The 19,357-nt window shown below is 32.9% G+C and carries 20 protein-coding genes; 12 read left to right on the top strand and 8 right to left on the bottom strand.

Annotated elements, in window-relative coordinates; all coding sequences use genetic code 11:
• Nucleotides 1–137: 137 nt before the first annotated feature.
• Nucleotides 138–1,178: an agmatine deiminase family protein gene (locus tag AC1DY0_RS10010; RefSeq protein WP_477188457.1), complete on the top strand. Its 1,041-nt coding sequence runs from the start codon at nucleotides 138–140 to the stop codon at nucleotides 1,176–1,178.
• Nucleotides 1,179–1,275: 97 nt separating this feature from the next.
• Here the strand turns inward: AC1DY0_RS10010 and AC1DY0_RS10005 are convergent, their stop codons facing one another.
• Nucleotides 1,276–3,549 carry a M1 family metallopeptidase gene (locus AC1DY0_RS10005; RefSeq protein ID WP_477188456.1) on the bottom strand — a complete coding sequence of 758 codons (2,274 nt, stop codon included), beginning with the start codon at nucleotides 3,547–3,549 and terminating at the stop codon, nucleotides 1,276–1,278.
• A gap of 262 nt (nucleotides 3,550–3,811) precedes the next feature.
• Here AC1DY0_RS10005 and AC1DY0_RS10000 point away from each other — a divergent pair, with 262 nt between their 5' ends.
• The 3 genes from AC1DY0_RS10000 to AC1DY0_RS09990 are packed head-to-tail and all read left to right on the top strand — an operon-like array spanning nucleotide 3,812 to nucleotide 5,727.
• Nucleotides 3,812–4,663: an aldose 1-epimerase family protein gene (locus AC1DY0_RS10000; RefSeq protein ID WP_477188455.1), complete on the top strand. Its 852-nt coding sequence runs from the start codon at nucleotides 3,812–3,814 to the stop codon at nucleotides 4,661–4,663.
• Nucleotides 4,664–4,683: 20 nt separating this feature from the next.
• The gene (locus AC1DY0_RS09995; protein WP_477188454.1) at nucleotides 4,684–5,235 is read left to right on the top strand and encodes a GNAT family N-acetyltransferase; all 552 of its coding nucleotides are present in this window, start codon (nucleotides 4,684–4,686) and stop codon (nucleotides 5,233–5,235) included.
• 42 nt (nucleotides 5,236–5,277) lie between these two features.
• Nucleotides 5,278–5,727: a GNAT family N-acetyltransferase gene (locus tag AC1DY0_RS09990; RefSeq protein WP_477188453.1), complete on the top strand. Its 450-nt coding sequence runs from the start codon at nucleotides 5,278–5,280 to the stop codon at nucleotides 5,725–5,727.
• A 142-nt stretch (nucleotides 5,728–5,869) separates the two neighbouring features.
• Here the strand turns inward: AC1DY0_RS09990 and AC1DY0_RS09985 are convergent, their stop codons facing one another.
• The gene (locus tag AC1DY0_RS09985) at nucleotides 5,870–6,103 is read right to left on the bottom strand and encodes a VF530 family protein (RefSeq protein ID WP_477188452.1); all 234 of its coding nucleotides are present in this window, start codon (nucleotides 6,101–6,103) and stop codon (nucleotides 5,870–5,872) included.
• A gap of 70 nt (nucleotides 6,104–6,173) precedes the next feature.
• On the opposite strand from AC1DY0_RS09985, the gene smpB reads away from it, so the two are divergent.
• The gene (gene smpB / locus AC1DY0_RS09980) at nucleotides 6,174–6,626 is read left to right on the top strand and encodes an SsrA-binding protein SmpB (RefSeq protein WP_116797872.1); all 453 of its coding nucleotides are present in this window, start codon (nucleotides 6,174–6,176) and stop codon (nucleotides 6,624–6,626) included.
• Nucleotides 6,627–6,718: 92 nt separating this feature from the next.
• Nucleotides 6,719–7,387, top strand: a complete 669-nt coding sequence (locus tag AC1DY0_RS09975; protein ID WP_477188451.1) for a DUF4136 domain-containing protein — start codon at nucleotides 6,719–6,721, stop codon at nucleotides 7,385–7,387.
• Between the two features lie 84 nt (nucleotides 7,388–7,471).
• Here AC1DY0_RS09975 and AC1DY0_RS09970 read toward each other — a convergent pair whose 3' ends face one another.
• Nucleotides 7,472–8,113, bottom strand: a complete 642-nt coding sequence (locus tag AC1DY0_RS09970) for a protein-L-isoaspartate(D-aspartate) O-methyltransferase (protein ID WP_477188450.1) — start codon at nucleotides 8,111–8,113, stop codon at nucleotides 7,472–7,474.
• Between the two features lie 165 nt (nucleotides 8,114–8,278).
• Here AC1DY0_RS09970 and AC1DY0_RS09965 point away from each other — a divergent pair, with 165 nt between their 5' ends.
• The 6 genes from AC1DY0_RS09965 (at nucleotide 8,279) to AC1DY0_RS09940 (ending at nucleotide 14,190) form a co-directional block, all read left to right on the top strand.
• Nucleotides 8,279–9,244 carry a Gfo/Idh/MocA family protein gene (locus AC1DY0_RS09965; RefSeq protein ID WP_477188449.1) on the top strand — a complete coding sequence of 322 codons (966 nt, stop codon included), beginning with the start codon at nucleotides 8,279–8,281 and terminating at the stop codon, nucleotides 9,242–9,244.
• A gap of 89 nt (nucleotides 9,245–9,333) precedes the next feature.
• A complete protein-coding gene (locus AC1DY0_RS09960; protein WP_116797868.1) occupies nucleotides 9,334–10,221 on the top strand; it encodes a 3-hydroxyacyl-CoA dehydrogenase family protein in 888 nt (295 codons plus the stop codon).
• 19 nt (nucleotides 10,222–10,240) lie between these two features.
• A complete protein-coding gene (locus tag AC1DY0_RS09955; RefSeq protein ID WP_477188448.1) occupies nucleotides 10,241–10,879 on the top strand; it encodes a YggS family pyridoxal phosphate-dependent enzyme in 639 nt (212 codons plus the stop codon).
• Nucleotides 10,880–10,932: 53 nt separating this feature from the next.
• Nucleotides 10,933–12,294, top strand: coding sequence for an exonuclease domain-containing protein (locus AC1DY0_RS09950; protein WP_477188447.1), 1,362 nt, complete (start codon nucleotides 10,933–10,935; stop codon nucleotides 12,292–12,294).
• 184 nt (nucleotides 12,295–12,478) lie between these two features.
• Nucleotides 12,479–13,405 carry a tRNA (adenosine(37)-N6)-dimethylallyltransferase MiaA gene (miaA, locus tag AC1DY0_RS09945; RefSeq protein ID WP_477188446.1) on the top strand — a complete coding sequence of 309 codons (927 nt, stop codon included), beginning with the start codon at nucleotides 12,479–12,481 and terminating at the stop codon, nucleotides 13,403–13,405.
• Nucleotides 13,406–13,449: 44 nt separating this feature from the next.
• On the top strand, nucleotides 13,450–14,190 hold the full coding sequence (locus AC1DY0_RS09940; protein WP_477188445.1) for an acyl-[acyl-carrier-protein] thioesterase: 741 nt from the start codon (nucleotides 13,450–13,452) through the stop codon (nucleotides 14,188–14,190).
• A gap of 52 nt (nucleotides 14,191–14,242) precedes the next feature.
• On the opposite strand, the gene AC1DY0_RS09935 is transcribed toward AC1DY0_RS09940, so the two are convergent.
• From AC1DY0_RS09935 to AC1DY0_RS09915, 5 genes are all read right to left on the bottom strand, one after another.
• A complete protein-coding gene (locus tag AC1DY0_RS09935; RefSeq protein ID WP_077373802.1) occupies nucleotides 14,243–14,950 on the bottom strand; it encodes a response regulator transcription factor in 708 nt (235 codons plus the stop codon).
• A 3-nt stretch (nucleotides 14,951–14,953) separates the two neighbouring features.
• Entirely contained in the window at nucleotides 14,954–16,537 is a 1,584-nt protein-coding gene (locus AC1DY0_RS09930; RefSeq protein WP_477188444.1) for a sensor histidine kinase, read from the bottom strand.
• Nucleotides 16,538–16,596: 59 nt separating this feature from the next.
• On the bottom strand, nucleotides 16,597–17,193 hold the full coding sequence (gene coaE, locus AC1DY0_RS09925; RefSeq protein ID WP_477188443.1) for a dephospho-CoA kinase: 597 nt from the start codon (nucleotides 17,191–17,193) through the stop codon (nucleotides 16,597–16,599).
• Between the two features lies 1 nt (nucleotide 17,194).
• Nucleotides 17,195–18,193: a glycosyltransferase family 2 protein gene (locus AC1DY0_RS09920; RefSeq protein ID WP_477188442.1), complete on the bottom strand. Its 999-nt coding sequence runs from the start codon at nucleotides 18,191–18,193 to the stop codon at nucleotides 17,195–17,197.
• A gap of 125 nt (nucleotides 18,194–18,318) precedes the next feature.
• A complete protein-coding gene (locus AC1DY0_RS09915) occupies nucleotides 18,319–19,125 on the bottom strand; it encodes an enoyl-ACP reductase FabI (protein ID WP_477188441.1) in 807 nt (268 codons plus the stop codon).
• Nucleotides 19,126–19,357: the final 232 nt, after the last annotated feature.

Genomic DNA, 19,357 nt, shown 5'->3' with positions numbered 1-19,357 from the left:
GTGAATATTATAAAATCTTTAATATAACTATTCATATGAATTTGATTTACATCCAAAAGAATAAAATGTAAGCATCAGAATTATTTATTAATTGTACTGTTTGCTTATCTTTGCACGCATTACAATTAGCTTTTACTATGACTACACTTACAAGAAGATTCCCTGCAGAATGGGAAAAACAACAAGGAATTTTATTGTGTTTTCCACATAACGGAAAAGATTGGCCAGGAAAATACGAAGCCGTTCAATGGGCTTTTGTTGAATTCATAAAGAAAGTTGCAACTTACGAGCAAGTGTTTTTGGTTGTTGCCGATGAAAATCAAAAAAACAAAGTAGCCGAAATGCTGGAAACTGCTCATGTAAAAATGAGTAATATTTCTTTCATTATACATAAAACCAATCGCAGTTGGATGCGTGATTCTGGACCGATCATTGTCAAAAATGGTACAAAAAGAGAAGCTTTAAATTTCAATTTTAACGGTTGGGCAAAATATAAAAATATTAATTTAGACAAACACGTTCCTGCAAAAGTGGGGGAATTTCTAAATATGCCCGTAACCCAGGTAATGTACAAAGGGAGGCCAGTAATTGTTGAAGGAGGCGCTATTGACGTAAACGGAAAAGGAACACTGTTAACTTCTGAAGAATGTTTGATGCATCCCGATATTCAAGTTAGAAACGCAGGATTTACCAAAGAAGATTACGAAGCAGTTTTCAAAGAATATCTAGGAATTACCAATGTAATTTGGTTGGGAGATGGAATTGAAGGTGATGATACGCATGGACATATCGATGATTTATGCCGATTTGTAAACGAAGACACAATTGTAACAATAGTCGAATTGGATCCAAATGACAACAACTACAAACCGTTACAAGATAATCTGAAAAGACTGCAAAATGCCAAACTAGAAAACGGAAAAGCTCCAATTGTGGTAGCATTACCAATGCCAAAAAGAATTGATTTTGAGGATTTGCGTCTACCAGCCAGTTATGCCAATTTCTTGATTTTGAACAATTGTGTTTTGGTTCCAACCTTTAATGATGCTAATGATAGAGCTGCGCTAAATATTTTGGCAGAATGTTTCCCTGATAGAGAAATCATCGGAATCAGTGCTATTGACTTCATTTGGGGATTTGGAACGTTGCATTGCTTGAGCCAACAAATTCCGGAATAGATTTATCACAACAAAACTTAAACTCATTTGAGTTGTATTAATAAAAAAAGACTTGTAGAAATCTACAAGTCTTTTTTTATTATTGGATAAAACCCTTTTAGTCTCTCGTAAAAGGTAATTTTTGATTTGAACTAATAATCATGTCAAATGCGTTTTTAGCTTCGTTAAATTCAAATGTAACCCCAGCATCTTTGGATTCAAATTTATCTTTACCAATAGATGTAAGAGGGAATTTTGGATAATCGGTGATTTCAGCATAAAGCACACCATTTTTCTCTGTAATCTCAATTTTCAAAGGTGCAGCTTTAGTAGAAAATTTACCTAAGTAACCGTCCAAAACGATGTCTTTTTCAACAGTTCCACTACCTGATTTCCAAGTGTTATTGCTTTCATTCACATCTGGAAATGCATGATCCGGATCAATCACCACACTCTCTATTTCTTCGGTAGTATTCACCTTGAAAGACCAATCTGTATTGCGTTGCCAAATTTCCACAGGCAATTTAACACGAGTTACTTTTCCACTTTTTGTTTTTACATCCAAAACAACTGGCATAGCCATTTTTTCAAAATTTTCGATTGTGATTACAGATCCTTTGCTAGCATCATTTTTTACATATTTAACAGAATTCACACCTTGATCCAAACGCCAATTATTTACAAACCAACCTCTCCAAAACCAGCTTAAATCTTCACCCGCGACATTCTCAATGGTTCTAAAAAAATCGTCTGGTGCTGGATGCTTGAATGCCCAACGTTCTACGTAAGTTCTAAAAGCTAAATCAAAACGTTCTGGCCCCAATATTTGTTCTCTTAAAGTAACCAATCCAGCACTTGGTTTAAAGTAACATAAAAGACCAATGTTTTTTTCCTTCATATTATCAGGAGAACTCATGATTGGTTCATTCTTTGGATCTGTAAAGTATTCGGCATTTTGATGAAAATCAGTTGGCTTACTTTTATATTCTCCATTATTGAAATCAACTGAACTAATTGAATTAATAAAAGTATTGAATCCTTCGTCCATCCAACCAAATAAACGCTCATTCGAACCTACAATCATTGGGAACCAACCATGACCAAATTCATGATCCGTAACTCCCCATAAATCCTCTCCTTTGGATTCCCATCCGCAAAATACAATTCCTGGATATTCCATTCCGCCTTCATTTCCGGCAACGTTGGTTGCAACTGGGTAAGGATATTCAAACCATCTTTTTGAATAATTCTCAATAGAAGTTTTAGTATATTCTGTAGCACGTCCCCAAGCTTCATTTCCAGCACTTTCGACAGGATAAGCAGATAATGCAAAGGATTTTGCACCACTAGGTAAATTAATTCTTGCTCCATCCAATATAAATGCAGGTGAAGATGCCCATGAAAGATCACGTGCATTTTTAATTTTAAAATGCCATGTTTTTTCAGAAGTAGTTCCTGCTTTTGAAGCATTGGCTGCCACTTCCTCTGCAGTACGAATCATCACAGTTTTTTCACTTTGTTTGGCTTTGGCAATTCTTTTTTGTTCTTCAGCAGAATAAACCGCAGTTGGATTTAACAACTCTCCAGAACAAACTACAACGTGGTTGGAAGGCACTGTAATATTAACATCAAAATCACCATACTCTAAATAAAACTCAGAAGCACCCAAATATGGATTGGTATTCCAACCTCTCAAATCATCATACACACACATACGAGGATACCATTGGGCTATAGTGAAAATTTTACCGTTTTTAGTATCTAAAACTCCCATTCTATCTGAACCTTCTTTTGGAGAAATGAATGAAAAATCAATTTTTATTTTCACAACTCCACCTCTCGCTTTCAAATCATCTGGTAGAAAAACTTGCATTCTAGTATCCGTGATAATATATTTTGCCTCTTTTTCAACAGATTTACCTTTGGAAGTACTAACAATCTTAACTGATTTAATTTTATGACCTCCGTCAAAAGCCTCACCTTGGGCACCATTGCGACTACCTGTTAATGGAACAAGAGCGTTTCCTCTAGAATCAGATTTAAATAAATTTTGGTCCAAGTGCATCCATACAAAGGACATTTTATCATAACTATTGTTAGTATAGGTAACTATATCAGTCCCTATAATCTCATTTGTTTTTTCATTCAGTTTAGCAGTCAATTTATAGTCTGCTCTGTTTTGCCAGTATTCATGACCTGGCTCACCGCTAGCAGACCTAGTAGATGTACCATTATTTACATAAAAAAATGGCCCAAAGGCATCATGATAATCATACTTTGAAACTGGATTGGTAGTAGATGTGCTAGTTGCAGGAGCATCTTGACTCCATGAAGTACTAAACACTGTTAATAAAGTCAGTTGAAACAAGACTTTAATACAATTGTTTTTCATAAGGTAAATTTTTATTAATTTTTATTGGAAGTATTACATAATTAATATTTCAGCAATCTATATTTGAAACTACTTTCATTATGCTTATTTCATAAAATTTGTGTTTCTAAAGCAAATTAATGGAAAAAAAATCAAATTTCCGCTTAAAATTAAGAATTTGATTGATTCCATGTTCCAAATATAATCTCAATTTTCTTTCTTAAAACAAGAATTATAAAATATCTTTACAACGCTAATTTAACAACCAAAAACAACTATTATTGTGACCACAACTATATCCAACCCCTATTTAACTGCTCAAATAAAACATACTGGAGCCGAATTATGTTCCTTAAAAGACAATTATAACAAAGAATACATTTGGAGTGGAAACCCAGCATTTTGGGGAAAACATTCTCCTGTTTTATTCCCGATTGTAGGTACCCTAAAAGACAATTCATACCAACATAACAATGTTCAATATCAATTGTCTCGACACGGTTTTGCACGTGAAATGGAATTTGAATTGATTGACAAACAAGAAAATAGCGCAACTTTTTCATTAGTAGCATCTTCAGAAACCAAAGAAAAATACCCATTTGATTTTGATTTGCACTTAGTTTATACTTTGGAAAACAAATCTTTAAAAATAGAGTACAAAGTATTCAATAATGGGGAAACAAAAATGCCTTTTTCGATTGGAGCACACCCAGCTTTTGATTTGCCTGGGGATTTTGAAAATTATAGTTTGGCTTTCGATAAAAAAGAAACCTTAAACTATTATTTATTGAAGGATGGTTTGATTTCGGATACAACCGATGAATTACATTTGAACAACAATGAATTGCATTTGAATTATGGCCTTTTTGCAAATGATGCTTTGGTTTTCAAAAAAATAGTTTCCAAATCAATAACCATTTTGGAGAAATCCAAACCATTTTTAAAAGTAAGCTATTCTGATTTCCCGGATTTAGGGATTTGGACTCCGTCAAATGCTCCTTTTATATGCATTGAACCTTGGTTTGGGTATTCTGACACTGTAACTAAATTTGGTAATCTTTTTGAAAAAGAAGGTATTCAAATATTGGAAGCGAACGCTACTTTCCATTCTGCTTTCAGTATTGAAATTCTCTAAACTAATAATAATTGAACGTTATGCTAGAAATTAATTTTTTACCATTTCCAATATTAGAATCCCAACGTTTACTATTACGACAAGTAAGTGCAAATGATGCGGACGATATTTTGTCTTTGCGTTCGAATGATGAAGTCATGAAATACATTCCGAGACCTTATCTCAAGAGCAAAGAAGATGCCTTGGAACTTATCGCTATGTTTGATGATAAAATAGAAAACGGTATTGGCATCAATTGGGGCATTTATTTTCTTGAGGAACCTGAAAAACTCATAGGAATTATTGGTTACTACCGAATGAAACCGGAACATTACAGAGCCGAAGTGGGCTACATGATATTTCCAAAGCACAATGGAAAAGGAATCGTATCAGAAGCATTACAAAAGGTGATAGAATATGGATTTAAAGAGATGAAACTACATTCTATAGAAGCTGTTTTGGATCCTGAAAATAAAGGTTCAGAAAAGGTTTTACTAAAAAATGGCTTTGTAAAAGAGGCTCATTTACTAGAACATGAATACTACGAAGGTCGTTTTCTTGATTCGATGATCTATTCGCTTTTGAATAAATAATTTTGAATATCGGTTAATGTATAATTGCTTCAATTTAAAAAAATGAAAATCAAAAAAGCAAGCATAAATGACAATGAAATTTTGACAGAAATAACAAAAAAGTCAAAAGCCTATTGGGGATATTCTGAAGAACAAATTTTAAGATGGAATAACAACCTAACCGTTTCCTCAGCCTATATTGAAACCAATTGTGTCTTCACATTAATAAATGACAATGAAATAATTGGTTATTATTCTTATATCATAAAAGAGAAAAAGAATGTAATACTTGACAACCTGTTTATTTTACCAGAATATATTGGAAAAGGATTTGGAAAATATTTAATGACTGATTTTTTAAATCGAATGAAAAATGAAAAGTTTGAAAAAATAACTTTAGATTCTGAACCAAATGCTGAAAATTTTTATCTGAAAATTGGATTCAAAAAAATTGGAGAATTCGAAACTTCTATAAAAAATAGGTTTATGCCAATTATGGAAATGAGTCTTTAAATGGAGATGAAAAATAACCACTTGTCATAATACACTAATCTTTCATATGAAAACCAATGCCCTAGCCCTGATAATAGTGGAAATCCTTGTTGGCCGGGGTTCGGCCGACAAGATTGTAGCGGATAGCAGGATTAGCTCCTAATTATTTGGAATACATTTTTGGAATGGTTTTTATGTACAACTCTTCGACTTGTTTTCGGGCCCAATCGGTTTTTCGTAAAAAGGTGAGACTTGATTTTACGCTTGGGTTTTCATTGAACGATTTTATTTTTATCAACTCTCCCAAGGTGTCAAATCCATAATATTCCACTAATGCTTCTACAATTTTTTGAAGTGTGACTCCGTGAAGCGGATCTTTTGACTGTTGTTTTTCCATGATGCAAATTTATAGCATTTTCCTAAAAACAATTGGTCTTTCATTAATTAGTTCCTAAATTTGCCCAACTATGCAAAAAACTGTCAACATACTCAATAAAAGAGCTCGTTTCGATTATGAAATCCTTGAAACCTATACCGCTGGAATTGTTTTGGCTGGAACCGAGATAAAATCCATTCGATTAGGAAAAGCAAATATCACCGAAAGCTTCTGCGAATTTAGCAACAATGAACTTTTTGCCATCAATACTTACATTGAAGAATATAGTTTTGGAAATCAATTCAATCATGCAGCTCGAAGTGAGCGTAAACTACTTTTAAACAAAAGAGAATTAAAAGGACTGGCTCGAAGTGTACAAGCCAAAGGACTTACCATAGTTCCGTTGAAACTTTTTACTAACGAAAAAGGGTTAGCCAAACTACAAATTGGACTTTGTAGGGGTAAAAAAACATACGATAAAAGAGAATCACTTAAAGAACAAGATACAAAAAGAGATTTAGATAGGATAAAAAAGGCTTATTAAAGCAAATCCTGTCAAATTTTTATTTCATTTCATAGTTTTTATTTTCAAATTATAATTACTTTTACTTACATTAAAACAAAACAAACAAAATTATGAAAAACGTATTTATCGCATTAATCTGTGTATGCTTTGCTAGTTGTGGAAGTAATACATCCATAGTATCTAGTTGGAGAGATCCAAATGCAACGCTTGCCAAAGAACAATTCAAGAAAGTATTAATTGTTGCATTAGCAAAAGATGAAAGTACCAGAAGATCAACTGAAAACAGGATTGCTTCCATAAACCCGAAAGTTCTAAATCCTTCCTACAATTATTTGAACCAACAAAATTTAAATCTTACCCAGGAACAAAAAATAAGTATTGTACAATCAGAAGGTTTTGATGGAGCTATTACTATGCGTTTCATTAGAGCAGATAAAGAAACACAATATGTTCCCGGAACAACAAACTACTATAGTGGTATGGGATATCCTGGTATGGGATATGGCTATGTAGGTGGTTACGGTATGGGTTACGGTGCTGGATTTGGTGGATGGTACGGTGCTTACGCTCCAGCTTATTACTCTCCTGGATACTATCAGGAAAACACCTATTATTATATCGAAACCAATATTTTCGACCTAAAAAACAATAAATTAGTTTGGAGTGCCACTACAAAATCACTTGATGTATCTGATGTAAACACTACTGTTGATGAAATCATGGAAGCTTGTGTACAACAAATGAAAGCGGACGGCTATATGGCTCCAAAATCAAAATAAGATATATTTATTTCCCTAAAAGGATTTAAACTAAAAAAGCAACACTAAAAATTTAGTGTTGCTTTTTTTATATGGTGTAGTTATTTAATTTTTATCTTCTAATAAAGGAACAAAACGAAACTCTCCAAATTCATGTTTTTCAAATTGCGTTTCATTGATTCGAATTAACAGTGTCATAATTTGAATATCCTCCCCCAATGGAATCACTAGCCTTCCTCCTATCTTGAGCTGAGCCATTAGAGGTTGCGGAATAATTGGAGCACCTGCTGTAACAATAATACTATCAAACGGAGCGTGATTAGGCAATCCTTTATAACCATCTCCAAAAGAAAGATGCTTAGGACGTATTCCAAGTTTAGGCAATAAAGCTGATGTTTGTTTGAACAACTCATTCTGTCTTTCTATACTAAAAACTTGTGCGCCCATCAAACATAAAACAGCCGTTTGATACCCAGAACCAGTACCAATTTCCAAAACTTTATGCCCCTTTTTTATTTCTAATAACTGCGATTGAAAAGCAACAGTATATGGTTGGGAAATAGTCTGACCTGCAGCAATAGGAAAAGCCTTATCTTGATAAGCATAATCTTCAAAACTAGAATTCAAAAATAAATGACGGGGGATTTTTTTAATAGCTTCCAAGACATTCTTATCAGTAATTCCCTTTTGTTGCAAAACGGTTACTAATTGATTTCGAAGTCCTTGATGCTTGGCTGTATCTTTCAAAATTTAAGGTTTTATTACAGAACAAAAATAGAAAACTAAATCAATTTCCAATCCAAAATAAAATCTAATTCTTATTCAAAATAATAATTGATATGACTAGAATTTAGTATTTTTATAAATTGGAATTTCTTATTTTATTACTATTTTTGTGGAAACAACATTATTATGCTGAAAATTGGAGTATTGGGTGCCGGGCATCTAGGTAAAATACATTTGCGTTTATTACAACAATCTGAGAAGTATGAATTAGTCGGTTTTTATGACCCAAATCAAGAAAACGCTGAAAAAATAAGTAAAGAATTTGGATACAAAAATTTCAGCACTATAGCAACATTGATTCATGCAGTTGATGTTATTGATATTGTCACCCCTACTCTTTCCCACTATAAATGTGCCAAAGTAGCCATCAAGTCAGGCAAACATGTTTTTATAGAAAAACCTATTTCCAATACGGTTGAAGAAGCTGAAGAAATTATTGCACTTGCCAAAGAATACAATGTAAAAGGACAAGTTGGACATGTTGAGAGGTTCAATCCTGCATTTATTGCAACCAAAAACATGATTGAAAACCCAATGTTCATTGAAACCCATAGATTGGCCGAATTCAATCCTCGTGGTACCGATGTTCCTGTCGTTTTGGATTTAATGATACACGATATTGACGCCATCTTGAGTGTAGTTCAATCAAAAGTAAAAAATATCAATGCCAGCGGAGTTTCTGTAATAAGTGATACTCCAGATATTGCTAATGCCAGAATCGAATTCGAAAATGGCTGTGTTGCAAATTTAACCGCTAGCCGAATTTCAATGAAAAATATGCGTAAATCTCGCTTTTTTCAAAAAGACGCTTATATCTCTGTTGATTTTCTGGAAAAAAGATGTGAAGTGGTAAAAATGAAAGATGCTCCAGAAGTACCAGGTGATTTTGACATGATTTTACAAAATGCCGAGGGAGTAAAAAAACAAATTTATTTCTCAAATCCTGATGTAGAACAAAATAATGCTATCCTTGACGAATTGGAATCATTTGCTGATGCCATCAACAACGATACTACACCAATAGTTACATTAGAACAAGCAACAGAGGCATTGAGAGTAGCCTATCAAATTATTGATTGTTTTAAAAAATAAAAAATAAAAATATACATTGAAAGTTTAAAGTTTAAAGTCAATCATTTGGTCTTTAAATTTTAAACTTTTTTAACTTTAAATACAAAAAAATGAAAATTATAGCTGTAATCGGAGCAGGAACTATGGGTAACGGAATAGCTCATACTTTTGCACAAAGTGGTTTTACTGTAAAACTAATCGATGTTTCCGAAAAATCATTGGATAAAGGAATGGCAACAATAGCGGCCAACCTAGACCGAATGGTTTCAAAAGGAACTATAACAGAAGATGACAAAGCCAAAACAATTACCAATATTATTACTTATACCGACATTAAAGATGGTGTTGTTGGAGTTGATTTGGTCGTTGAAGCCGCAACCGAAAATGTAGAATTAAAACTGAACATTTTCAAGCAATTAAACGAAGCTTGTTCACATAATACAATTTTAGCGACTAATACTTCATCTATTTCGATTACTCAGATTGGAGCTGTAGTAGCACATCCGGAGCGTGTAATAGGAATGCACTTTATGAATCCAGTACCAATTATGAAACTGGTTGAAATCATTCGTGGTTATAACACAAGTGATGAAGTGACCAACATTATCATGAAGTTATCAGAAAAACTGGGTAAAGTTCCGGTAGAAGTAAACGATTACCCAGGTTTTGTTGCCAATAGAATTCTGATGCCAATGATTAATGAAGCAATCGAAACTTTATACAACAAAGTTGCGGGTGTTTATGAAATTGATACCGTTATGAAACTAGGAATGGGACACCCAATGGGACCTTTACAACTAGCTGATTTTATTGGTCTTGATGTATGCCTTGCCATCCTAAATGTAATGTACGACGGTTTCAAAAACCCTAAATATGCTCCTTGTCCATTATTGGTAAATATGGTGAGAGCAGGAAAATTGGGAGTAAAATCAGGTGAAGGTTTTTATGATTATAGCGAAAGTAAAAAGGCAGAAAAGATTTCAAAACAGTTTGTTTAATCTTTAATTCATCAGCGTTATGTCCATTCAACAAAACCTTCTTCATATAAAATCAACTCTTCCTGAGCACGTTACTTTGGTAGCAGTTTCCAAAACCAAACCTGTTCCTGATTTGATGGAAGCTTACAATGCCGGTCAACGCATTTTTGGTGAAAACAAAATTCAGGAAATGGTAGATAAATGGGAGCAAATGCCAAAAGATATCGAATGGCATATGATTGGACATGTACAAACCAATAAGGTCAAATACATGGCTTCTTTTGTGAGCTTAATTCATGGGGTGGACAGTTTGAAATTATTGGAAGAAATCAACAAGCAAGCTTTAAAAAATAATCGCATTATTGATTGTTTACTTCAAATACACATCGCCGAAGAAGAATCAAAATTCGGACTTGACGAAGAAGAACTATCTACACTCCTAGCCTCATCCACTTTCAAAGAGATGAAAAACATCCGAATTATCGGTTTGATGGGAATGGCGACTTTTACGGATAATCAAAACCAAATCAAAAAAGAATTCACACATTTGAAATCGATTTTTGATAATTATAAAAATATGAAATCTATTTCCATGGGAATGTCAGGCGATTATCAATTAGCAATTGAGTGTGGCAGTACAATGGTTCGGATTGGAAGTAGTATCTTTGGAGGAAGATAAATATTTTTTAATCTCAGATGATAAACTGATTACTAAAAACTGAATACTGAATTTTGTACGCAATACTCGACATAGAAACCACTGGAGGACAATTCAACGAAGAAGGGATTACGGAGATTGCTATCTATAAATTTGATGGACATGAAATCGTAGATCAGTTTATCAGTTTAATCAATCCAGAAATCCCCATTCAACCGTTTGTGGTCAAACTTACCGGCATAAACAATGAAATGCTCCGTGGAGCTCCAAAGTTTTTTGAAGTTGCCAAACGCATTATCGAAATGACAAATGACTGTGTTCTTGTGGCGCACAATGCCTCTTTCGACTATCGAATTCTACGTACCGAATTTCGTCGTCTCGGATATGATTTCAATATAAAAACCCTTTGTACTGTAGAATTATCCCAACGTCTGTTACCAGAACAACCTTCACATAGTTTAGGAAAACTAGTCAGAGCACTTGGGATTCCAATGGCCGACCGACATAGAGCTAGTGGTGATGCCATGGCGACAGTCAAACTTTTCAAGATGCTTTTGGACAAAGACCTTGAAAAAACCATCACAAAAGAATTAATCAAATTTGAAGTTATAAAAGGCGTTTCACCAAAATTATTGGATATTATAGAAAGCCTACCTTCCAAAACCGGAATTTATTACATCCATAAGGAAGACGGCACTATCATATTTATTGGGCAAAGCAAAAACATCAAAAAAAGGGTTAATCAGCATTTTACAGGCATAACCAGAAGTTCTAAAAAAATCCAAGCCGAAGTATTCACAGTTACTTTTGAGGAAACAGGAAGTGAATTGATTGCATTATTGAAAGAATCCGAGGAAATAAAGAAAAATAGTCCCATATATAACCGAATGGCACGTAAGAATACTTTCTCTTGGGCTATCTATGCAGAAAAAGATCCAAATGGATATTTGAATTTAAAGCTTCAAAAAGCCGATGGCCGTAAAAAAGAAATAACGGCATTTACCAACCAACAGGAAGGAAAAGGTGCTCTCAATCGCATTACAGAAAGCTATCAACTATGCCCAAAATTTACCGGTCTTTCCAATTCAAAAACTCCTTGTGCCCAAAATGAAAACAATCAATGTGATGGTGCTTGTATTGGAAATATAACTTCCGAGGAATACAATTCAAGGGTTCAGGTTTTTATCGACAAAAACCTTTTCGACAACAAAAACATGATTATCATTGACAGAGGAAGAAAAACCGGGGAACACAGCGCAATATTAATCGAAAAAGGAATATGTAAAGGATATGCATTTTATGATTTAAATTATCAAATTATAAACCCCGAAATACTAAAAAACATCCTAGTCCCAATACCAAATAATAGAAATACCAGAACTTACATTCAAGGTTATTTAAGAAAACACAGGGTAATGAAAATTATTAATTTCTAATCCCAAAATGAATTTCAACAGTAAAATAATTAGGAGCTAATCCAGCTTTACACTACAACTCCTCATTATTCCAGCAGTTTTTCTAAGGCATAAAAGGAGCTTCTTTCAGTCGCTCTTTTATACCAAGAAAAACAAACCAGAATAACTCCGGGGTTTTCATTACCATCTGGGCTAACAAAAAAATATGAAGTACTTAATTACCATAGTCGGACCAACGGCCATAGGAAAAACAGCCTTGAGCATTGACCTGGCCAATCACTATAATTGTGAAATAGTTTCCTGCGACAGCCGACAGTTTTTCAAAGAAATGACTATTGGAACAGCGGTACCTAATCTAGAAGAATTGGCATCGGCAACACATCATTTTATTCAAAACAAATCCATTTTTGATAATTACACCGTAGGTGATTTTGAAAAAGAAGCACTTTTAAAAATAGAAGAATTATTCCAAAACAATGATTACGTAGTACTTGTTGGCGGTTCTGGATTATATGTCGATGCCATTTTAAAAGGTTTTGACGAATTTCCAGCAATAGATTCCTCTATTCGTGAAAACGTAAATTTAAATTATGAAAATCTAGGTATTGAATATTTACAACAACAGCTAGAAACACTTGATCCAATATATTTCCAAAAAATAACCTCGGAGAATTCACAAACCTTACAAAATCCACAACGTATGATGCGTTTTGTAGAAGTTTGTCTTGGAACCGAGAAACCTTATTCCTCGTTTTTAAATCAAAAGAAAAACAATCGAAATTTCATGCCTATCATCATTGGCCTTGAAGCCGACAGAAACGTGATTTACGAAAGAATAAACCAAAGGGTAGACATAATGCTTAATCAAGGACTTTTGGTCGAAGCTCAAGCTTTATACGAGCACAAAGAATTAAACGCCTTGCAAACGGTAGGATATCGAGAATTATTCAGCTATTTTGATGGAGAATTTACTTTGCCTTTTGCTATTGAAGAGATCAAAAAAAACACCCGTCGATTTTCAAAACGCCAACTCACTTGGTTCAAACGAAAAGAAAATACCAAATGGTTTGATTATTTAACTGATAGAACGAAAATTATTAGTTATATAAATGACCAAATTCATAATTCATAATTCATAATTCATAATTCATAATTCATAATTCATAATTCATTTATATGCCAATAGATCCAAATTTCACTTCCATATTGAGTAAAGACTGGGAAATCAATTTTACCCAATGCACCCCGAATGGCTATTTAAAATACACTGATTTATGCAATTTATTGCAATTAACTGCTGCAGCCCATTCCGAAGTGGGTGGAATCAGTTTTACTGATATGCAGGAATTCAACCAAGCTTGGGTTTTGAGCAGAATGCGAGTTGAAATTACCGAGTTACCTAAATGGAGAGATGTTGTAACCGTAAAAACCTGGATTAATTCATTAGAAAATTCCCGTTCTGTACGTGCGCTCGAAATGCATGTCAACGGCAAAAAAATAGTAGGATCCGAAACCTTTTGGGCTGTTTTCAATACTGAAGCCCGCAGACCGGAACCTTTGGCACTTCCCTACCAGCATTTTGAATTGTATCCTGAAAAGAGAGCAACTGAGATGGGTTTCTCAAAAATAAATTTACCCCAAGAAAAAGAAGAAATTTTTGAAAGAACTGTTTCCTTATCTGATTTGGATATTGTCAATCATGCCAATAACGTAAAATATTTGGAATGGTGTTTGGATTTAGTAGATGAAAACAAAATACTTTCCCAACAAGTAAAAAGCTTTGAGATGAACTTTTTAAAAGAACTCTCACTAAAAGATAAAGTCATCATTCATGAATGCATCAATGATACGGATATTGTTTTTAGTATCACCAAAGAGGACAAAACATGCTTTGCTTTCCAACTCAATTGGAAATAAAAAAAGCTTCGATTAATTTCGAAGCTTTTTTTTATGAATTAACAAGACCCAATTATTTGCCTTTCACAACTAATCTAAATCCTTCACCGTGAATGTTTAAAATTTCAACATCCTCGTCTTGTTTTAAATACTTTCTTAGTTTGGCGATGTAAACATCCATACTTCTAGAAGTAAAATAGTTATCATCTCTCCATATTTTTGTTAAAGCCAATTCTCTTGGCATCAAATCATTTTCATGCAAAATCAACATTTTAAGAAGTTCATTCTCTTTTGGAGACAACTTAATAGGTTCTTCGTTATTAAAAGTCAAGAAACGAAGTTTTGAATTAAGATGAAACTTACCAACATTAAATTCGAATTGAACTGCTTCTGTTTTCACATCAGATGCTTTTCTTTGAATGATAGCTTTAATTTTCATCAATAAAACCTCAGAATCAAAAGGTTTGTTCAAATAATCATCTGCACCAGCTTTATATCCTTTCAACACATCCTCTTTCATAGACTTTGCAGTAAGGAAAATGATAGGTACATCGTTATTTTTTTCTCTAATTTCTTTAGCTAAAGTATACCCATCTTTATATGGCATCATTACATCAAGGATGCATAAATCATAGGAATCCTTTTTGAATTTTTCAAAACCTTCCATACCATTCTTAGCCAAAACAACATCAAAATCATTTAGCATTAAATAGTCTTTTAGAACTGCACCAAAATTAAGGTCATCTTCTACTAATAGTATTTTTTTATTTGTGTTTTCCATACTCTAATTTATTAAAGGTAATTTTATAATGAAGGTACTTCCTTTTCCCTTTTCACTTTCTACATATACTTGACCATTATGGTCGTCTACAATTCTTTTCACATAAGCAAGACCTAAACCATGGCCTTTCACATTATGTATGTCACCGGTATGTTCTCTATAAAATTTTTCAAAAATCTTTTTTTGAGCAATTTTACTCATACCCACGCCATTATCTTTTATTTTAATAAGAACCATGTCCTTGATATTTTCGGTGTAAATGTCAATTTTAGGAATACCTGGTGTGTATTTTATGGCATTTTCCAAAATATTGACTATTACATTCGTAAAGTGAACATCATTCAGTAAAACTGTTTTTCTTACAGCACCAAAATGAATACCAATAGTTCCCTCCCTATCTTCTAAAATCAAGTTAACATGCTCAATAGCATCATTTATAACTTCTTCGATATCACTCGATTCCTTTATGATATTTAATTCTTTCTTTTCTAATTTAGATATCCTTAATACATTTTCAACCTGAGCATGCATTCGTTTATTTTCATCCCGAATCATATTGAGGTACTTAAACACTTTTTCTTTATCTTCAATAATCTTCGGATTTCGGATAGCATCCAAAGCTAGATTTATTGTAGCAATCGGTGTTTTGAACTCATGCGTCATATTATTTATAAAATCGGTTTTTATCTCCGAAATTTGTCTCTGACGAATCAACTGATTTAAAGCACTGGTATAAGCAATTATAATAATTAACGTAAATATGATAGACAATATCGTAATACTCACTAATTCGGACAATAAAAACTTCTTTTTATGCGGAAAAGTAACTAGCAGTTTATACTTTTCGTTTCCTTCATTATCTGTAAAAATCGGAATGGAATAAGTAGCATCTTTATCATATTGAAAATTATCCGATTTAACCTTAGTTTGTATTCCATTACTTAAAATCCCGAACTCAAACTTGGTCTTAACGCCATATTCTTCTAATTCCTTTTTAATAATTTCTCTTAAAACTTCCTTTGAAATTCTTTCTTGAAGAGGCATTGCAGAGGCAATATCTTTAAAGAAAATTTCAAATTGAGCATTATCTAAAATATCTAAATTCCCGGATTTTTCAATTTTTACATCCGGAATCAAGCTCTGTTGTATACCAGAATTATCGAGGTTACTCTTGTTGTAAACTTCAGTAACCCTTTTAGAATTAAAATTTTTAAAACTTTCAGTATCAAATTTTTTATCAAAAAGTCCAGATGAAATTTTAAAATCTTCGGATATTATACTATTCGAATAAATGATAGTTTGATTCGTCTTTGGATTTTTTTGAACATAATAAAATTCTAATAAGTCATCCCTCCTAGGAATTTTACCTGTACTATCTTTATAATGATTGTATTTATCATAAAAACTATAAGCTTCTCTATTCTGCAGTTTCTCAGCGACATTGCCTATTACCTGTTTAACATGAAACTTAAATTGCTCATCATTATTCTTAAATGAAGTATTAAACCAATATACCTGCACAAGAATTATCCCTATCAAGGATAAACTCATTAACAATACAAGCAATCTAAAAAATAATTTGTTCATTCAAGCAAAATTAGTATTTTAACAATATAGTAAATAAAGCATTAACCAAAGATTAACATTTAAGAGTTCATTTGTTTAATTCTTAAAAAATTAAGAATTTTAACAATTTCTAGCTTTATCGCCTCCATACTAGTGTTTTTAACAATAAAATCACTTTTTGATGATTTTTCCTCATCATTCCACTGATTTTTTATTCTTTCCAAAACTTTTTCTCGTGTTGTTTTATCTCTATTTATAACTCTTTGAATCCTAATTTCAAGAGGGGCTACGACGTTTACAACATAATCACACTCTTTATAACTACCACTTTCAAATAAAATTGCACTTTCGTAAATAACAAACGGATTATTTTGATGTTCTAAAAGCCATTCTCTGAAATGTTGTTTCACTGCGGGATGCACAATACTATTAAGCTTTGCTAATCTTTTATCATTATTAAAAACAATTTCGGATAATTTATCCCTAAGCAAAACACCATTATCAAAAACGGTATCTCCAAATTCTTCTCTAATCTGATTCAAAACAGAATCAGATTGCATCAATTTTTTAGCCTCCAGATCAGTAATATAAACTGGAATCCCAAGAGATGAAAATTCATTAGCAACAGTAGTTTTACCGCTCCCAATTCCTCCAGTTAAACCAATTATTTTAGTCATATTATATTTTAAAAAACAATTCAGGAAAAGCTTCCTTTGGGTCTTGTTTTAAAATTATTACTTTAACATAAGATTTTAAAAATCCAATCCCATATCCATAAAACTGTTTCCAAACTGCAATAACTGATAAATAGCCAATTTTAACACTTTTATTCTGAATAGAAGATAGCAAAAATAATGCCAAAAAGTAGCAAAAATAAAATTTAAGCAGAATATCTTGATTAAAAATCAACAATACTAAAGATACAAAAAATCCTATTATAAAAAACGTTGGGAAGAAAAAAGTTAATTTATTATATTCTGGATACCAACTATTTAGTATTGGTCTCGCTTTACCAAATTTATTTACTTGAATAGTAAATTTTCCCCAATCGATTCTTCTTTTATGATAAACAAATGCTTTTGAAAAAAGACGGGTTTCAAAACCTAAGTTCCATAAACGGATTGACAAATCCGGATCTTCTCCTGGATGAATATTACCAAAGCCTTTAGAAACCTCGAATGCCTTACGAGAAATTCCCATATTAAAACTTCTGGGTTGAAATTTCCCTATTTTTTCTGATCCTCCTCTAATACCTCCTGTAGTAAGGAAAGAGGTCATAGCAAAATTAATAGCCTTCTGAATATCCGAAAAACTATCCAAAGCTTTATCGGGACCTCCAAAACAATCCACATAATTTTCCTTTAAGGCTTTTTCAACTTCAGTCAAATAATTACTTGGTATAATGCAATCTGAGTCAAAAATTATATAATAATCCCCTCTAGCTTTATTCATTCCGTAGTTTCTGGAATCACCTGGGCCTGAATTTTCTTTGTAGTAGTACGAAATATCTAGTCTATCACCATATTTTTTAGCAACATCTTGACATCGAATTGTAGAACCATCCTCTATCAATACAATTTCAAAAATTTCTTCATAGGTTGATTTTGCTAAACTTTCTAATAATTCATCTACTTCATCAGGGCGATTATAAACGGGAATGATCAATGAAAACAACATAATAGTAATTGGGTTATTATTTTTTTATTCGTTTAATTTAAATTTCGGGCAAAGGTACTCTTTATCAATAAAAAAACCATCAAATAAATAATGATGGTTTTTTTATTACGAGCGTCTTTATATTCCTATTCAAACATTTCCATTACTTCTTGACTAACTCCCATATTGGAGAATCCACCATCATGCAGTAAGTTTTGCAAAGTCACTTTTCTAGTCAAATCCGAAAACATAACGACTATGTAATCTGCGCATTCAGCAGCTGTTGCATTACCTAGAGGAGACATTTTATCTGCGAAGGCAATAAAACCTCCAAATCCTTTAACTCCCTGGCCTGCTCTAGTCGCAGTTGGAGATTGCGAAATGGTATTGACTCTCACTTTTTTATCTCTTCCAAAGAAATACCCAAAACTACGTGCAACAGATTCCAAAAAAGCCTTATTATCTGCCATATCGTTATAATCTGGAAAAACACGCTGCGCTGCCATATAAGACAAAGCAATGATACTACCCCATTCATTCATAGCATCTTTTTTATACAATACTTGCATCAGTTTATGAAAAGAAACCGCAGAAACATTCCAGCCTTTTTCAGTAAACTCATAATTTTGGTTCGTATAATGATTTCCTTTTCGAACATTAACTGACATTCCGATAGAATGCAAAACAAAATCAATTTTACCTCCTAAAATCTCAACCGCTTTATCAACCAGTACTTCTAAATCTGCAACCGAAGTCGCGTCAGCTGGAATTATTTGGCATCCAATTTTTTCTGCTAATGCATCAATATTTCCTAATCGCATTGCTGCAGGAGCATTAGTCAAAACAAAGACTCCTCCTTCTTCATTAATACGTTCCGCTGTTTTCCAAGCTATTGAATTTTCATCCAAAGCACCAAAAATAATTCCTCTTTTTCCTTTTAATAAATTATACATAAAATGACATTTAAAATTATACTATAACTCTGAGATTGCATCTTTTCTTTTTTAGATGATGACAAAAAAGCAATATTTCTCCCTTTAGCCCCGATTGCTTCGCCAGTTCGCTTCGCTCGTGTGAAGTGGAAATCCTTTTGTGCCGGGGTTCAGCACAAAAGATTGCAACGGAAAGCGGGACGATATTTCCTAAAATGCAAAAACTTTCTGCTCCAAAATTAACTAATTAAAC

The sequence above is a fragment of the Flavobacterium sp. P1_E4 genome, from assembly GCF_056405915.1.
This window is presented reverse-complemented; position numbering and strand designations above follow the sequence as displayed.

Coding starts and splice junctions, on each gene's coding strand:
- AC1DY0_RS10010 (WP_477188457.1), top strand. CDS start 138: ATGACTACACTTACAAGAAGATTCCCTGCAGAATGGGAAAAACAACAA.
- AC1DY0_RS10005 (WP_477188456.1), bottom strand. CDS start 3,549: ATGAAAAACAATTGTATTAAAGTCTTGTTTCAACTGACTTTATTAACA.
- AC1DY0_RS09995 (WP_477188454.1), top strand. CDS start 4,684: ATGCTAGAAATTAATTTTTTACCATTTCCAATATTAGAATCCCAACGT.
- AC1DY0_RS09990 (WP_477188453.1), top strand. CDS start 5,278: ATGAAAATCAAAAAAGCAAGCATAAATGACAATGAAATTTTGACAGAA.
- AC1DY0_RS09985 (WP_477188452.1), bottom strand. CDS start 6,103: ATGGAAAAACAACAGTCAAAAGATCCGCTTCACGGAGTCACACTTCAA.
- smpB (WP_116797872.1), top strand. CDS start 6,174: ATGCAAAAAACTGTCAACATACTCAATAAAAGAGCTCGTTTCGATTAT.
- AC1DY0_RS09975 (WP_477188451.1), top strand. CDS start 6,719: ATGAAAAACGTATTTATCGCATTAATCTGTGTATGCTTTGCTAGTTGT.
- AC1DY0_RS09965 (WP_477188449.1), top strand. CDS start 8,279: ATGCTGAAAATTGGAGTATTGGGTGCCGGGCATCTAGGTAAAATACAT.
- AC1DY0_RS09960 (WP_116797868.1), top strand. CDS start 9,334: ATGAAAATTATAGCTGTAATCGGAGCAGGAACTATGGGTAACGGAATA.
- AC1DY0_RS09955 (WP_477188448.1), top strand. CDS start 10,241: ATGTCCATTCAACAAAACCTTCTTCATATAAAATCAACTCTTCCTGAG.
- miaA (WP_477188446.1), top strand. CDS start 12,479: ATGAAGTACTTAATTACCATAGTCGGACCAACGGCCATAGGAAAAACA.
- AC1DY0_RS09940 (WP_477188445.1), top strand. CDS start 13,450: ATGCCAATAGATCCAAATTTCACTTCCATATTGAGTAAAGACTGGGAA.
- AC1DY0_RS09935 (WP_077373802.1), bottom strand. CDS start 14,950: ATGGAAAACACAAATAAAAAAATACTATTAGTAGAAGATGACCTTAAT.
- AC1DY0_RS09930 (WP_477188444.1), bottom strand. CDS start 16,537: ATGAACAAATTATTTTTTAGATTGCTTGTATTGTTAATGAGTTTATCC.
- coaE (WP_477188443.1), bottom strand. CDS start 17,193: ATGACTAAAATAATTGGTTTAACTGGAGGAATTGGGAGCGGTAAAACT.
- AC1DY0_RS09920 (WP_477188442.1), bottom strand. CDS start 18,193: ATGTTGTTTTCATTGATCATTCCCGTTTATAATCGCCCTGATGAAGTA.
- AC1DY0_RS09915 (WP_477188441.1), bottom strand. CDS start 19,125: ATGTATAATTTATTAAAAGGAAAAAGAGGAATTATTTTTGGTGCTTTG.